We start from the raw sequence: 15,615 nt of genomic DNA on the forward strand, positions 1-15,615 counted from the left end.
GCTGTTCATATGAACTGGAAAATTTAGGAAAAGGTATTGAATGATGGCGTTAAAGTGCCTGTTATTGGATTTGGAAAGGGAAATGAACCCTTTTTTCCGAATTTGATGTATTATATGGTAGGAATGCAGTCTTTTCGAAGGGAGACCATGATGGGGATTCTGTCGAGATTTAGGGATATTATGAAAATGAATGTTAACGCCTTATTAGACAAGGTGGAAGATCCGGAGAAGACAATTGAGGATTACATGCAGAACCTGAACATCGACCTGGGCAGAGTGAAAGCGGAAACCGCTTCGGTGTTGGCGGATGAGAGAAGAGCGAAAAGAGCTTTGGATGAATGCAGAGCGGAGATCAAAAAGCTTCAGAATTATGCTATGAAGGCAGTGGAGGCTGGCAAGGATGAGAACGCTCGAAAGTTTCTGGAGAGAAAGGCAACGCAGGTGGAGAAACGGGGACAATTCGAAACCGCTTATGACTTGGCTTCATCAAACGCCGCAAGTATGAAACAAATGCAGGATAAACTGGTGTCTGATATGGGCCAGTTGGAAGCACGGCGCATCAAGCTAAAAGGGAAAATGGCGGTTGCCAAAGTACAGCAATCATTGAACGCCATGGGCGGCCAGGATTCCGTATTCGAAGCTATGGAAGAGAAGGTTAATCGGGCATATGATGAAGCAATGGCTATAGCCGAGCTTAGAGCAGGGACGCAGGACGATCTGGATGATTTATTCGCACAAGTTGAGAAAAGCACGAACGCAGAAGATGAATTGGCTGCGATCAAAGAAAAAATGAAAGATCAGAAATAACAGTTCTTTATGATAGAGGTGAGCAGATGCCGGTTATCGAATACAAATGCCCAAACTGCGGCAGTGGCATGGTCTTTGACAGTGAAACAGGAATGTTATCCTGTCATAGTTGCGGAAGAAAGGACAATATCGAGTATTTTCCAGATCCTCTGACGAATCACATTTTTTCAGAAGACGAGGCTCAGGAGTATCATTGCACCAGCTGCGGAGCAGTCATTATGACTGAAGTGGAGACAAGCGCGACGGTTTGCAGCTTTTGCGGATCAGCGGTTGTGCTTGGCGAACGACTGACAGGGGAGCTGGCCCCGGCGCAGGTCATTCCTTTTTCGATCAGTAAGGAAGAAGCTATGCAAGCTTTCCGAAAATGGTGCAAGAATGGCCGTCTGACGCCGAATCGGTTCATGACAGCAGATCGAATCAAGGGAATCACCGGGATGTATGTGCCTTTCTGGTTATATGAATTACATAATAAAATTGAGGTTCAGGGTCAGGGCAAAAAAGTGAGAACCTATACAAGCGGGGACTACGAGTATACGGAAACGCAGCATTTTGATGTATACCGGAAAATTCGTCTGAATTACGTGAAGGTTCCGATTGATGCCGCGGAGAAAATGAACGACGAGCTGATGGATAAATTGGAGCCTTTTCCTTACGATCAGCTAAAAAGCTTTAAAACCCCGTATCTCGCCGGCTACATTGCGGAGAAATACAGTTATAACGACGAGGAGCTCTTCCCGCGAGTAAAAGAAAAAGTGAAGGAATATATTGATGCTTATATTCAGTCTTCGGTGTCGGAATATACTGCTGTGGACTATACGGATAAGCAAATAGACACAACACGAAAAAATGCCGACTATGTCCTGCTCCCGGTATGGGTAATACACTATGACTATAATAGGTTGGAGCATACGTTTGCCATGAACGGTCAGACAGGCAAGGTAGTCGGCAAGCCTCCGATTAGCAAGGTCAAAGTGACTGCCTGGTTTGCAGGCATTTTCGGTGTCTCTTTCCTTTCATTGAAGCTAATCACTTGGGTGATCATGGGGGGGATGTTTTAATGAAAAGGGTTGGACTGATCCTGGCAATCTTGTTTTTCTTCACTGCTTTTCTAGCCTTTCCTGTGGAAATGAAGGCCGAGGCGGCTACAACGGAATGGAAGTCCTTGATTTATGATGAAGCGGGTCTGCTTAATCAGGAAGAGTATGATGAACTGAACACGATGGCTAATCAATACGGGGCCGAAAGAGAAACGGACATTATTATTTTTACCTCCAGCAATTCCGACAATATGGATGTTATGAAAATGACGCAGGACTTTTATGATGATCAGGGACCTGGATATGACAGGACTCATGGAAATGCGGTTATTTTAACGATGGATATGAGAAATAGAGAGATTTATTTGGCCGGATTTTACAAAGCAGAGCGGTATCTGGATGACGACAGACTGGATAAAATACGTGACGAGATTAGCCCGTACCTGACGAGCGGTAACTATGAGCTTGCATTCCAAAAATATATTTTAAGTGCGCACAGGTATTTGGGAATCCGACCAGGGGTGAACCCGGATAGTATATTTTATAGTATTGCGTTTCAATTGGTGGTTTCACTGGTATTGGCGGGGATTATCGTGGGTAAGATGGTTTCCAATTCCGGCGGCCGTGTTACGGTAAATCGGCAGACCTATGAGGATGCAAGCACTTCAGGGATTTTGGCTCATCGGGATCAATACCTCCACACAACAACAACGAAACGGAAGATCGAAAAGAGTAGCAGCAGTAGCGGCTCAAGCGGGGGCGGAACCACCAGTGGCGGTCATTCGCATAGCGGCAGTAGAGGTTCATTTTAACTGAGGGGATGGGAACAGAATGTCGTTCTTTAGAAATCAATTTGCGAATGTTGTAGAGTGGGAAGAATTTAGAGATGATATGATTTTTTGGAAATGGAGCAATCGGGAGATTAAAAAAGGAAGCAAGTTAATGATCCGCTCTGGTCAAGACGCGATTTTCGTAAATAACGGCAAGATTGAAGGGATTTTCGAGAATGAAGGATCTTACAATATAGATTCTGAGATTATCCCGTTTCTGTCCACGTTAAAAGGATTTAAATTTGGCTTTAACAGTGGCATGAGGGTGGAAGTTTTATTCGTCAATACGAAGGAGTTTACCGTGAAATGGGGGACGCAAAACCCGGTTTTGATCCCGACTCCCCAGCTTCCGGGGGGTATGCCCATTCGTGCCAACGGCACGTTTAATTTTAAGGTGGACGATTATGTTACGCTCATAGATAAGGTTGCCGGGATGAAAGACAGCTATCTGGTGGAGGATGTTAAAATCCGGATTACTTCTGTGCTGGATCAGTTGTTAATGAAGTGGATCAGCAGAGAAGGGAAAGACATGTTCAATCTGCAAGCGAATGCTTCCGATATTTCCAAAGGCATTCAAGAAGATCTGGATATGCAAGTGATGGACAACGGGATGACGATTACAGGCTTTCACGTGATGAGCTTCAATTATCCTCAAGAAATTCAGGATATGATTACGAAGACGGCTTCTCATGAAATGATCGGTAATTTGCAAAAGTATCAACAGGTCACGATGACGGACGGTATTGCATCTGGCAACGTAAAAGGCGGCGGCGCTGCTTCGGATATGGCGAGTATGATGATGGGGATGAATATAGCAAACGAAATGATGAAAAATTTGAATCCCAACCAAAATCCTCCGGCCGAGCCTCAACCTGAATCTGCCGCTCCTTCTCCTTCTGGAGACCATAAAAAGCCCAATTTCTGTCCTAACTGCGGTGTGAAAAACGAAGGAGCTAACTTCTGTCCGAATTGTGGTCAGAAACTCTGAACGTGTAACCCATGAGGTCGGTTTATTTACGAGTTGAAAATAAATTTGTTTGATATTGAATAAGTGGTTAGTCCCAAGGAGTGAATATTGACTAAATCTTTGGGGCAAAAAGTTGTTTCCAATAGAGAATTAAAGCAGTTCATCAATGGAGTGAGAAATTTACCCTAACAAGGATGGTATATCTGAAAAACCGCTCATTGAGCGGTTTTTTTGTCACTATAAAGGATTGAAAAATGTGGGCAGGATAAGGTACTATAGCTATATAGTATATATTTATATTAATTAATTAGTTATTACATTAACAAAATATATGTATAGGAGCAACGAAGATGACCAAATTCCAAGATCAAATCATTGCGCAGTACAATTTTGATGATGCTGGGAACGTAGGCAAGGATAGCTCAGGGCAAGGTAATGACGGGGTTGCTTCCGGCACGATAGCACCAACAATCTCCAATGCTAGCGGCAGAGCGGCTTTGATGCTTGCGGGAGGTCCAAATGGTACATCGTATATACAGCTTCCTTCCAATTTGCTTAAAGATGTAAGCGATAACACGGGTGTCACGGTGACTGCTTGGGTTAACTTCGGTAGATTCACGGATATGTGGGAACGTGTTTTTGACTTTGGCAAAGCCCATACAGGGCCCTACATGTTCATGACACGGAATCTGCGCGGGACTCTTTTCGCCGAGGCAGATCTGGCTGTAGATCCGGGGAGAGGTTTTGTCCGGGATGAGTGGATGCACATAGCCATGTCCGTGATCGGCACAAAAGGCGGCACATTAAGCAGTGCGGGTCCGCTTGTGTATGTGAACGGCGAAGTCGTAGCGGACGGCTCCATCAGTCAAACCTCCAGCGGCAACTACGCCAAGCTGCGCAAATGGTTTGAAACATTTACGGACTCATCCAACTACAGCAACAATTTTATCGGTCGTTCCCAGCATGCGGCGGATGTGGACTTTTCCGGCTCCCTATCGGACTTCCGCATTTATAAAGCAGGCTTGTCAGCGGACGAAGTCATTGAGGTCATGTGCGAATCGTTGACGGACGAAGAGATTGTGAAGCTTGCTCGCGATAAGTATTTGTCCTTCCCAACGACGATTGTAACCAAGGACTTGTCCCTGCCAACGGTCCTCATGGGCGGTAGAGTAGAAGTGACCTGGAAATCCAGCCACCCTGAGATACTCTCTGACAACGGTCAGGTCCAGACAATTACCTCCTCACAGGGGGTAACCGTGACAGCCTTCTTGACGAAGGGCCCAAGCTGTATTGAAAAAAGTTTTAAAGTATCCGTCCTGCCTGAACAGCTACCTCCTTACACTTTGACCATTCATGGAAATAGGGAAGTCATGGATATCAGTGAAGTGATGTACGGCTTGTTCTACGAAGATATCAATAATGCAGCGGATGGTGGAATTTATGCGGAGCTTGTTCAGAATCGTTCCTTTGAGTCCTTCGTGTTCGATACCTATTCCCATGCTTCCGGTGAATGCGGCTGCTCTACGGGGCGTAACCGTAACCCTTTGTTTGCCTGGTCTGGTGATACGGACAAGATGACTCCGCAAAATAGCGGCGGATTAAATGAATTTTTAGGTGCTAAAGACAAAGATGTGAACTCTTATTATGTGACGGTAGCGGATGGTGCGACTATTCGGAATAAGGGCTTTTCGGATTCTAACCAGAATTGCGCCATGTCTATCCAAGCGGGTGACAAGTATGATTTCACCATCTGGGCGAAGGCTGAGTCGGCAGGCACGATCACGTTACAACTGCAAGATGCGAATGAGAAGGGGATTAGTGATTCGGTAAATGTACAGGTGGAAGGCGGCAACACGTGGAAGAAGTACGGCATAGATTCCAGGCTTGTGCTGACAGGATCGGCTACGGTTCTGGGGCAACTGGTGATGACATTTGACGGTGAGATTTCGATGGATATGGTTTCCTTGTTTCCACAGGATGTGTGGGGTGCAGGGGAGGAAGCCCGATCCCCATCGGCACACGCCAACTTCCAAGGGAATCCCAACTATAGACTGAGAAAAGATCTGGTGAACGCGCTGGTCGATATGCATCCGAAGTTCCTGCGTTTTCCGGGCGGTTGTATCTCTGAGGGTTCGTTTATATGGGAAAATGTATACGACTGGAAGGAATCTATTGGCGATATTGAGCTGCGCAAGGAAAACTTTAATGTATGGGGCTATATGATGACCATGGGCCTTGGTTATATGGAGTATTTCCAGTTGGCCGAAGACCTGAATGCAGCTCCGCTTCCCGTTATGGCCTGCGGCGTTCTCTGCCAAGCCCGTTCGGATTATGCTCATCCGGCTGGTGGCGCATTAAGAGAATACTATATCAAGAATTTTACGGACCTAATCGACTTTGCGATTAGCGTGGATTTTGAGCACAATGAATGGGCTGCCATGCGTAAAAAAATGGGCCACGAAGCGCCGTTCGATCTGCATTATTTGGGAGTAGGGAACGAAAACTGGGGTACAGAATTCTTTGCCAACTTTGAAGTGTTCAAAACGTCTATTGATGCGTATATGGAGGAAAACTATCCAGGCTATGAGCTGCATATCATCTCCACGGTTGGCGCTCAAGCAGACGACGATGCATATCAGCAGGGCTGGAAGTTCCTAAGCGGTAATATAACCGGTTCGGCTAAGGTCGCTTTTGCAGATGGTACCCAAGTGATCGAAGAAACCGTGACATGGTATGAAAAGCAAAAAAATTACATGGACACTATTGCAGATGAGCACTACTACCGTTCCAACGAGTACCTGCTTAATAACGCGGACCGATATAATTATTACTACAGAGCGTATAACGCAGACGGCAGCATAGACTGGAAGGAAACGTCCAAGGTGTTCGTGGGTGAGTATGCGTCTACGGATAAAAATACATTGGCAGGCGCAGTAGCAGAGGCAGCGGTGATGACGGGCTTCGAAAATAATGCCGATGTCGTTCTGTTGGCTGCCTATGCGCCGCTGTTCAACAAGGTGCTGACGGACGGAACCTATAGATGGACCCCGGACTGCATCTGGTTCGATGACGAAACGGTGTGGTTTACGCCAAACTACTATGTACAGCAAATGTATGCTAAATATTTAGGCAATAAAGTATTGGCGACCTCTTTTTCCACTTACAAAAACGGCAAGCCGATAGACCTCATTCCTCAGGGTGGAATTGAGATCGCGACAGGCAACGCCGAAGTGATTGTCAAGCGTGTGACTGTCACTTCCAACAAGGACGGCTGCGTGCTGCTGGATCAGGATTTTACCCAGGAATGGAATCCGGCTTGGCAGGTCATTCCGGGCTCCGTGGGATCTACGGTGGAGGCAGGCAAGGGGCTTGTCCTCAAAGCTCAAGCCAGCGGTCTGAACGGCCTGTACATTTTGGACGACCAATGGACGAATTATAAGGTGGAGGTTGTGGCTTCCCGTATTTCTGGCACGGACGGTTTTTATGTGGGCGCAGGTCTTACGGATATTTCCGCAGAGAAAAAGGACGTGGTCGAATATGCCGTTGGCTATGGCGGCAAGGCAACGGGCGTGAAGGTTTACAAGCAAGGGGTGGAAGGCTATACCTTAGGTGACTACTCTTCCAGTACTGCGGCAGGCAACCTGAGAGCGGCCAGCTATGAAGAGCTTGCTGACAACACGGATTACACCATCACGGTGAATTACGGCGGTGAAACGGGCAACAGCCTGATCTGCTCTTACACCGACGGAGTGACAAGCAGCAAAGTGCTGGACTACAAGCTGGAAGCTTACAACAGAGACGTGTTCAACTCGGTGACCAAAGATGCTGAGCATGTATATGTGAAGCTTGTGAATGCCGACAACGTGGATAAGGCAATGCAGTTGAACCTTCAGGAATTGAGTGTGGAGTCCAGTGCCAAGCTGATTACATTAACTGGCGATGCTTCTCTGGTTCATGTACCTAATGTGAATAAAAAGAATGATGAGAAGGTTCTGCCTACCGAGCAGCAGGTTTCGCTCAGTAATAACGCGATCCTTCTGCAATTACCCGCTAACTCGGTGAATGTACTGATGTTGGATCTTAAAGCATAGGCAAACTGAGGCACGCAATCATGGTAGAAAATTTGAAAAACCCGCTCACTGAGCGGGTTTTCTTTGGATGAAACTAGTGTTAAAAAAGTCCTAGACTCCCGTAGTTTTAACGATGTAATCGAACGAGTTCATTATTCTAACAGACGCTATATCCAAATATCATTGGCTGCTGTTAATTCGGACTCAGTCCCGCCAGTGTTAACTAAACCTCTAGGCTCCACCAGCATGATATGGCATTCCTTTTCGGCGAAAGGTTTGTGCTCGACTCCCCTTGGGACAATAAACATCTCGCCCTGGGAGATTTTCACCTGACCATCGCGGAAATCAATGAACATCTCCCCTTCGAGCACGATAAACACCTCGTCAGTATCTTGATGATCGTGCCATACAAAATCCCTAACAATCTTGACGAGCTTAAATTGATAGTCATTCATTTCGCCAATAACTTTCGGAGACCAATGATCGTTGAACTTAGATAATTTCTCATTCAGGTTAATAGCTTGGTAATGGATACTAATCCCTCCGATTCCTTTACCTCCATTATACCATTAACGAGGTTTAGGTATTATGAAGATAATACAGTCAGAATGTTGTCAGAAGAAAATAAAGTATTAGACTGTCGCTGTTTTATTGAACTAACGTTCCCCGTTAATTTAATAACTCTATCTGCAATTTCCCTTACTGTCCATCATGTATTATGATTCTATAAAAAGGGAAGGGACTCTTCTGCCCATGGAATTATCGAGGTCTCAGCAATTAGCTCAAGAGTATATAACAAATTACGCAAGAAGCCGCAAAAATGAGGTGGAGCAAACAATTAGGGAAATCCTTCAAATGTCCAGCATCGAGCTGAAGACATTTGAAGATGCTATCACTAAACTAAAATCTCATGCAAGTATTGCGCTACACTTTCACCCAGATCGATTAGATCCGACCATGAAAAGCGTTGCTGAAGCACTACTTGAGCAGGGAATTTATAAAAGCCAGTTTGAGACTTTCCTATCGAATGGAAGTGTATCAGCATTTTCAGGTGGTGAACGTGACGTTTGGGAGAATAAAATGTTTGGCGGAGCGTACCAAATAAATGGCTCAACCAATAGCGAACGGCCCAAGTATGGGGCACTCAATGTCATGTTACATCCCGATGGACCTGCTCCACGTTTTGGATCATGCTATTTCCTTTTATCCACTGAGGTCTCTCATCGTTGCACTTATACTTATTTGGATTCTCACCAAGACCCCAAGGAAAAGGGGACGTATGAGGAATTTGACCTCATTTTGGCTGCTCTCATGAGGGATGCGTTCTATAGTGATTTTGCCATTGGTGAAAGAAATCTGACGGTTCGAAAGTTAATCGACCATATGCTCGTCAATCTTGAGAAACCATTCCAAAATCCATCAAACAAAGAGCCAAACCGAAATCTTAACCACTATATCGAAGCTCAGGTTCATGGTGACATTTTTCTTAAAGAAGACGTAACGATGCTTGTTGCCGATCCATCATTTAAGGGCACCCATACAGGACGAATCTTAGAACAGATATGTTTAAAGTATTCAGTTGATCTTTACTGGCACATGGGCTTTACACTTTTGGTTGATGAGGTTCCTATGAATTTTAGAGGTCCTTCGATGCCTTCACTAGCCAAAAGAATTGCGCAAAGTGATTTTATTGATGTAAATATGATTGGCTCTGCAGCTATGGACTTGAAACGAAATCCAAGTAATTGGAGCGATAGAGGAACCTACAAAGAAGTTCTGCAAGAATTAAAATTACTCTGGCATGTTTTAGTGAGATATGGAAAGCCAATGGAAAAGTGAACAATTTTCCGTGAAGATGGAGCAATTCTGTACCCTTCTCCTTCAGTCACTAACCTGCCAGTTAGCGTAATAGGAGGTTACCAGTCTAATACTTTATTTTCTTTTAACAGATGTTGAATGTAACTTTCTGACAGGCATTACTTCGTGCTTCTGTTCACCAATTCACGCGGGTTGATGCCATCGTCTATCGTTAGCGGGATGCGTGCGCCCTTGGCGATCTGCTCCCAAGGCACCATTTTAAAATTCTGATTCAGCTTTTTGCCATTTTGAAGATTTTCATCATCTTGTACAACGAAGATACCGTGCGGGAAGTTCTTGCCTAATCCATAGCCAAGAACATCAATACCGTCTGTAACAGAGGTGCCGTCGACTGTAGGACTGGCGCTGATCGTAAAGTTGCTTATATAAGCATTGTCACTTTGTCGTTCATAGATCGCATAGCTGCTGTTTCCTTGGCTGGAGGCGATGAGATACCCCTTGCCGTCTTTGCCGTAATACAATGTAAGTCCCTCTATATCATCCTGAAGTCTGCGCCCGTCTGCAACATCAACACGTCGTAGCGGCTCGGAGGAACCGTCTGGCTCGGCATCATATTTCCAAATGGCGTGATCCTCTTCAGCGATGTAGACCGTGCCATATTCATCATCAGCCACCATGCCCTCGGATTGCGTAGCGAGCTTGAACTGGCGGACCAGCTTACCAGCTATTTTGCCATTTCCGTTGTCCGTCAGCTCATATTGCTCAAATTCACCCTCTTTGCCCAAAACGAGTGCGTAAAAATTATCTGTCTTGAGGCTATGGTACAAGCTGAACCCGTACACTTCTTTCATAGATGATTTAATAGGCTGGTCAACCACGTTTGTTAACGTTCCTGATACCCCGTCAATGGCAAAGATATCAACGGTGTTGTTGGTGCGATTGGTTGCTCCTGCAATATCAATCTTTTTACCGCCCAGTGTAAAACCGTACCGGATATCCACATTGTTCATTTTGCCGACCTTATAGTTCTGTAATTGCTTGCCTTGCAGATCATAGACCAAAATTCCGCCGCCTTTATTGGTCGCTACAAGTCTGCTTTTCTCCGGGTCGGTCGGATTCAGCCAGATAGCAGGATCGTCGGCAGCGTCATCCCCATCCTCTACTGCTTCTGTTTCGGCAGTAGGGGTAACCTTATAGGTAGGAACTGCGTCTTTGGGATCCGTATATTTGCTGTTTTCTGCTTCAAGCGTGGTAAGAAGTTTTGTAGGAAGATAAATATTTCCACCGACTATCTTAATTTCACGATCCGCTTCCCCCGTTTGGCCAGCTAGGCGATATTGCTTCTCACCGACTGTAAAGGTTCCGACGATGCCATTTTTCAGCTTCACCAAAGCAGACTTGTCGTCACTGTCCCATGTAATTAATGCCCCCATTTTGTCTGCCTGTGTTCTCAGCGGTGCATACCCGGATGACTGAACGTCTGCCGCCTTGGTTATTTCAGCAGGTGATACCAAAGTCCCGGCCAAGACTGTCAACAGGGCTAGTTTAGTTGTCTTCATATGTATACTCCTTTTCACGATGTAAAATCTATAGCTGACTCAGTATAAAGGGGCAATATAACGGGAGTATGTTAAAAATGTAAAGGAGATGTAATGCCTATATATTTTACGATTCAATTAGCTGGCTTCCAGTATTGTTGTCTATAGTTTTTCGGGGACATCCCGAATTTTTGTTTAAAGCATTTGGAAAAATAGCTGGCTTGGGAGAACCCCGTTTCCTCTGTAATTTGTTGCACAGACCAGTCGGTTTGCAGCAAAAGACTGCGCCCCTGATCCAGTCGGTAATCCATTAAATATTCAAGCGGCGTACGCTGAAAAGCGACCTTCATGCATCTGGCGAGATAGTTTTGATGTACGTGAAAATGAGCCTCCAGGTCTTTATTGGTGATCGTATTTTTGTAATTCTGTTTTAAGTATATTTCGATTTGTTCTGCTAACTTGGAAGAACTGCTTTTATAATTCTCATCATATTCCAAACTCTGAAAAATATTCACAAACGTCTGTTGGGCCTCCCATAGGGCCAGCTTTCTAGGTTTTAAGGTAGAGGCTAGTAAGTAGTCTAATTTAGAAAACAGCTCATGGGGATTGATTAGTTTTTGAAATTTGGGTAAATGGATTGTTGTATGTTCGGAATGAAAATGCAGCTCGGGTATGGGCGAGCTTGGTGTGATCAGATTGGGTGAGGCTTGTGCGCACCACATACTACTGGCTTGAAAATGGAACCAGTAAAAGGAGGTTTGTTCTGTACATGCCTCAATGGGAAAATGGTGTTTATCCGGTTCGAGAATTAAAGCGAAATTTGGGGTAACCTTCCATGCTTCATCTTCCTCGCCTATGTGCAGCAGTCCTTCTTTGATGATAATAACGTCAAAATAGCCCAAGTTATAACGATTCGGGTGCCAGTCCCCTTTTTGGTATGTAGTAAAATTTCCCTCAATGAAATAAGGCAATGGAGGGACAAGGAAAGATAGAAAGTTTGTTTTGCTCATGGAAGTCAGCTCCTTTATGTGTGTGAAATCGTATAACTTTTAGTTAAAGATCGCGATTTTTTTTATAAGTTCAGGTTGATAAAATAAGGACTGTAGCAAGGAAACCCCAGATTAGCTTGGTCGGGTATTTATCATTACTTTATCCTTATTTTTTTAAAAATGAAAGCGTTCTATTTTCGGGAAGGGATGTTTATCCAATGAAAACAGCTAAGCCAGTAAAACATGTCGTCGTTGAGGATTTATTTTGGAAAAAGTATAAGCAGGTTGTGGCAGAAGAGGTCATCCCATATCAGTGGAAAGCATTAAATGATGAGTTACCAGATACAGAACCCAGTCATGCGATTGAAAACTTTAAAATTGCGGCTGGTGAATCCAGCGGGGAGTATTATGGAACCGTTTTCCAAGATAGTGATATTGCAAAATGGCTGGAAACGGTGGCCTTTAGTTTAAGGGATCATCCGAACCCTGAACTTGAAGAACGGGCGGATGAAGTGATTGCGTTGTTGGGAAGAGCTCAAGCTGAAGATGGCTATTTGAATACGTATTATTTGCTGAAAGAGCCCAACAATCGTTGGACCAACTTACGCGATAACCATGAGCTATATTGTGCGGGACATTTTATAGAAGCGGCGGTTGCTTATTACGAAACGACAGGCAAAACGAAGTTCCTTCACATTATGGAGAAATACGTGGACCTGATTCAGCAGGTTTTTGGTACGGAAGCGGGGAAACGAAAAGGCTATCCTGGGCATGAAGAAATCGAGCTGGCTTTGATCAAATTATACGACGTAACTGCAAAGAATCAATATCTCAAATTAGCGCAATATTTTATTGAACAGCGGGGGCAGCACCCGATTTACTTTGAAGAGGAACGAGAAAACAGAAAACAAATTCAAACAGAGCCCACCTGGAATGATGATAACAACATTAATTTTGGCTTAGGCTTCGAATACCAGCAGGCACACAAGCCTGTCCGGAAACAAACGGAGGCTGTTGGTCATGCCGTAAGAGCGGTGTACTTGTATATTGCAATGGCAGACTTGGCTGCGAAGACAGGAGATGCCTCCCTTTTAAAAGCCTGTGAAGCCCTGTGGGACGATGTTACGAACCGAAAAATGTATATTACCGCTGGCATCGGATCTTCTGTAAATGCAGAAGCGTTCACTTGCAATCATGATCTCCCGAATGACAGCATGTACTGCGAAACCTGTGCCTCTGTAGGGCTGGCCTTTTGGGCCAATCGTATGCTGCGCTTAGCACCAGACCGGAAATATGCCGATGTGCTGGAACGTGCGCTGTACAATGGAACAATTAGTGGGATGGATCTGGATGGAAAACGATTTTTCTACGTAAACCCACTGGAAGTAAATCCTTTTCAAAAATCCAGAAAAGATCAGGAGCACGTAAAAACAGAACGGCAAAAATGGTTCTTCTGTGCGTGCTGTCCGCCCAATTTAGCGCGCATGATCGCTTCGGTCGAAGATAATATGTATACCCAAACCGAGGATACTCTGTATACGCACCTGTATATTGCAAGCAAGGTAAACATGGTTTTATCCGGTCAAAAGGTGGAAATTACACAAACTCATCATTATCCATGGGATGCGGACCTGACCTTTTCGATTCATGTAGCAGAGCCGACTTCGTTTACATGGGCTTTGCGGATTCCGGGGTGGTGCAAGCAGGCAGAGGTGAAGGTGAATGGCGAAACCATTTCATTACATCATCTGAAAAAAGGCTATGCAGAGATTCAGCGCACCTGGAATGATGGTGATGTGGTAACCCTGCATTTGGCTATGCCGGTGGAACGGATTCGGAGCAATACTCTTGTCTCCATGAATCAGCAGCAGGTCGCTCTCCAACGTGGTCCAATCGTGTTTTGTCTGGAAGAAGTGGATAACGGGGAGAACCTGGCGGGATTAAGATTGCCGAAGGACAGTCTCATTACCGAAGAGTTTAGCGAAAACCTGCTTGGTGGCATTGTAAAGCTGACCACGGAGGGGTATCGGGTGAAAGGTTCACCGACATTATATAGCTCGGAGCCCCCTGAATTGGTTTCTCAACAAATCACAGCTATTCCTTACTACGCCTGGTGCAACCGGGATAAAGGAGAAATGCGTGTGTGGGTTTATGAATCATAATTCATTCTTATGGGGAGAGAAGAGATCATGAGCACGAGAATTGTGAGTACGGAACCACCCGAGAAAGCAGACAGTACTGTTCCTTTTCATCGTAAAATCAGCTATTCATTAACGGATACAGCAGGCAATCTTTTATACTGTGTCATTTCCAGCTATTTATTATATTTTTATACAGATGTGTTCGGTCTTTCTATTGGAATTGCCGGGACCTTACTATTTATCACCCGCTTCATTGATGCCATTGATGCCCCGATTTGGGGCATCCTGATTGACCGGACCAAGTCAAAATACGGGCAGAGTAGACCTTATTTTCTATGGTTATGTATCCCGTTTGCGGTGTTCATGGTTCTTACGTTCACAACACCCAACTGGAGTGAGTCTGGAAAGATTGCGTACGCGGCGATCACTTATATCATAGCCGGTATCCTGTATACAGGAATCAGTACGCCAATTACGTCCATTCTGCCTAACCTGAGCACGAACTCTAACGAGCGCGTCGTATTGAACTCCTTCCGTATGGTCGGGGGGAATGTGGGCTTCTTCATAGCTACGACGTTTACATTGCCTCTGGTTGCCTTCTTTGGACAGGGGAATGATCAAAAAGGTTTTTCCTTAACGCTCGTTTTATTTGGAATCATGGCCGTTATCATGTTTTTGATAGCGTTTGCCGATTTGCGAGAAAATGCAGGGGTTAAAACGAAATCCGTTCCGATTGCTAAAAGTTTTACAGCCATCAAACGAAACTGGCCCTGGATGCTCGTCGTAGCTGCTAATTTGTGCTACTGGATTGGCTTGAATATCCGTTCAGCGACGCTTATCTTTTATCTGCAATACAATCTGGATAGCAAGGACTTGGTACCTTTAATCAACGGACTGACCTCTTTACAATTGATCTCGATGGTCCTGATTCCGTTTTTCGCCAGAAAATTAAGTAAAAATTCGATCATGATTATTGGATTGATCCTGGCTGCATTGGGTCAGGTTGTGATTTTAATGGGAAGTACGGACTTAACCCTCATTATAATTGGTTGGATTATTGGTGCGTTAGGATCAGGCTTTGCATGTTCTATGCCGTTTGCGATGTTATCAGATACAGTTGATTACGGGGAATGGAAAAATGGTATTCGGGCAAGTGGATTCCTGACCTCCATTGGAAGCGCATTCTGTATTAAAGCGGGTAGCGGAATCGGCGGATTATTGCCAGCATGGATCATGGGCAGCACCGGTTACATCGCCGGGAAGGTCCAAACGCCTACTGCGTTGTCTGGAATTCAGTTCAGCTTTATCTGGCTACCGTTTATCGTCTTCCTGATCGGTATCATTCCTATGTTCTTGTATAAAAAATTCGAAAAGAACGAAGCTTCCATTCAACAGGATTTAATTGCGAGAAGATAATT

Annotated in this window: 11 protein-coding genes; 8 read left to right on the plus strand and 3 right to left on the minus strand. The window is 44.9% G+C overall.

Going from position 1 to position 15,615, the window contains the following annotated elements; genetic code table 11:
• Window positions 1-150 precede the first annotated feature (150 nt).
• The 5 genes from ABIA61_RS21635 to ABIA61_RS21655 all read left to right on the plus strand — a co-directional run bounded on the left by ABIA61_RS21635 (window position 151) and on the right by ABIA61_RS21655 (window position 7,732).
• The gene (locus ABIA61_RS21635) at window positions 151-807 is read left to right on the plus strand and encodes a PspA/IM30 family protein (protein ID WP_283656168.1); all 657 of its coding nucleotides are present in this window, start codon (window positions 151-153) and stop codon (window positions 805-807) included.
• 26 nt (window positions 808-833) lie between these two features.
• A complete protein-coding gene (locus ABIA61_RS21640) occupies window positions 834-1,865 on the plus strand; it encodes a TFIIB-type zinc ribbon-containing protein (RefSeq protein ID WP_283654157.1) in 1,032 nt (343 codons plus the stop codon).
• Complete coding sequence (locus ABIA61_RS21645; RefSeq protein WP_283654158.1) at window positions 1,865-2,656, plus strand: TPM domain-containing protein; 792 nt, start codon at window positions 1,865-1,867, stop codon at window positions 2,654-2,656. The genes ABIA61_RS21640 and ABIA61_RS21645 overlap by 1 nt, the downstream gene beginning before the upstream one ends.
• Window positions 2,657-2,675: 19 nt before the next feature.
• Complete coding sequence (locus tag ABIA61_RS21650; RefSeq protein ID WP_283654159.1) at window positions 2,676-3,662, plus strand: SPFH domain-containing protein; 987 nt, start codon at window positions 2,676-2,678, stop codon at window positions 3,660-3,662.
• A gap of 329 nt (window positions 3,663-3,991) precedes the next feature.
• Window positions 3,992-7,732, plus strand: coding sequence for an alpha-L-arabinofuranosidase C-terminal domain-containing protein (locus ABIA61_RS21655; protein ID WP_404581238.1), 3,741 nt, complete (start codon window positions 3,992-3,994; stop codon window positions 7,730-7,732).
• 146 nt (window positions 7,733-7,878) lie between these two features.
• Here ABIA61_RS21655 and ABIA61_RS21660 read toward each other — a convergent pair whose 3' ends face one another.
• Window positions 7,879-8,244, minus strand: coding sequence for a cupin domain-containing protein (locus ABIA61_RS21660; RefSeq protein WP_404581270.1), 366 nt, complete (start codon window positions 8,242-8,244; stop codon window positions 7,879-7,881).
• A gap of 220 nt (window positions 8,245-8,464) precedes the next feature.
• Here ABIA61_RS21660 and ABIA61_RS21665 point away from each other — a divergent pair, with 220 nt between their 5' ends.
• Window positions 8,465-9,550 (plus strand): DUF3626 domain-containing protein, encoded by a 1,086-nt coding sequence (locus tag ABIA61_RS21665; RefSeq protein WP_283654161.1) that lies wholly within the window; start codon window positions 8,465-8,467, stop codon window positions 9,548-9,550.
• A gap of 137 nt (window positions 9,551-9,687) precedes the next feature.
• Here ABIA61_RS21665 and ABIA61_RS21670 read toward each other — a convergent pair whose 3' ends face one another.
• Window positions 9,688-11,088, minus strand: a complete 1,401-nt coding sequence (locus ABIA61_RS21670; protein WP_404581239.1) for a phytase — start codon at window positions 11,086-11,088, stop codon at window positions 9,688-9,690.
• Between the two features lie 113 nt (window positions 11,089-11,201).
• On the minus strand, window positions 11,202-12,077 hold the full coding sequence (locus tag ABIA61_RS21675; protein ID WP_404520882.1) for a helix-turn-helix transcriptional regulator: 876 nt from the start codon (window positions 12,075-12,077) through the stop codon (window positions 11,202-11,204).
• Between the two features lie 197 nt (window positions 12,078-12,274).
• On the opposite strand from ABIA61_RS21675, the gene ABIA61_RS21680 reads away from it, so the two are divergent.
• Both ABIA61_RS21680 and ABIA61_RS21685 read left to right on the plus strand, forming a co-directional pair.
• Window positions 12,275-14,218 (plus strand): glycoside hydrolase family 127 protein, encoded by a 1,944-nt coding sequence (locus ABIA61_RS21680; protein ID WP_283654164.1) that lies wholly within the window; start codon window positions 12,275-12,277, stop codon window positions 14,216-14,218.
• A gap of 27 nt (window positions 14,219-14,245) precedes the next feature.
• On the plus strand, window positions 14,246-15,613 hold the full coding sequence (locus tag ABIA61_RS21685; RefSeq protein ID WP_283654165.1) for a glycoside-pentoside-hexuronide (GPH):cation symporter: 1,368 nt from the start codon (window positions 14,246-14,248) through the stop codon (window positions 15,611-15,613).
• Window positions 15,614-15,615 lie beyond the last annotated feature (2 nt).

The organism is Paenibacillus sp. RC21, from assembly GCF_044907935.1.
Taxonomy (GTDB): Bacteria; Bacillota; Bacilli; order Paenibacillales; family Paenibacillaceae; genus Paenibacillus; species Paenibacillus terrae_A.

Excerpts from the sequence above, each read along its gene's own strand:
- ABIA61_RS21635 (WP_283656168.1), top strand. The coding sequence starts at position 151 with ATGGGGATTCTGTCGAGATTTAGGGATATTATGAAAATGAATGTTAAC.
- ABIA61_RS21640 (WP_283654157.1), top strand. The coding sequence starts at position 834 with ATGCCGGTTATCGAATACAAATGCCCAAACTGCGGCAGTGGCATGGTC.
- ABIA61_RS21645 (WP_283654158.1), top strand. The coding sequence starts at position 1,865 with ATGAAAAGGGTTGGACTGATCCTGGCAATCTTGTTTTTCTTCACTGCT.
- ABIA61_RS21650 (WP_283654159.1), top strand. The coding sequence starts at position 2,676 with ATGTCGTTCTTTAGAAATCAATTTGCGAATGTTGTAGAGTGGGAAGAA.
- ABIA61_RS21655 (WP_404581238.1), top strand. The coding sequence starts at position 3,992 with ATGACCAAATTCCAAGATCAAATCATTGCGCAGTACAATTTTGATGAT.
- ABIA61_RS21665 (WP_283654161.1), top strand. The coding sequence starts at position 8,465 with ATGGAATTATCGAGGTCTCAGCAATTAGCTCAAGAGTATATAACAAAT.
- ABIA61_RS21670 (WP_404581239.1), bottom strand. The coding sequence starts at position 11,088 with ATGAAGACAACTAAACTAGCCCTGTTGACAGTCTTGGCCGGGACTTTG.
- ABIA61_RS21675 (WP_404520882.1), bottom strand. The coding sequence starts at position 12,077 with ATGAGCAAAACAAACTTTCTATCTTTCCTTGTCCCTCCATTGCCTTAT.
- ABIA61_RS21680 (WP_283654164.1), top strand. The coding sequence starts at position 12,275 with ATGAAAACAGCTAAGCCAGTAAAACATGTCGTCGTTGAGGATTTATTT.
- ABIA61_RS21685 (WP_283654165.1), top strand. The coding sequence starts at position 14,246 with ATGAGCACGAGAATTGTGAGTACGGAACCACCCGAGAAAGCAGACAGT.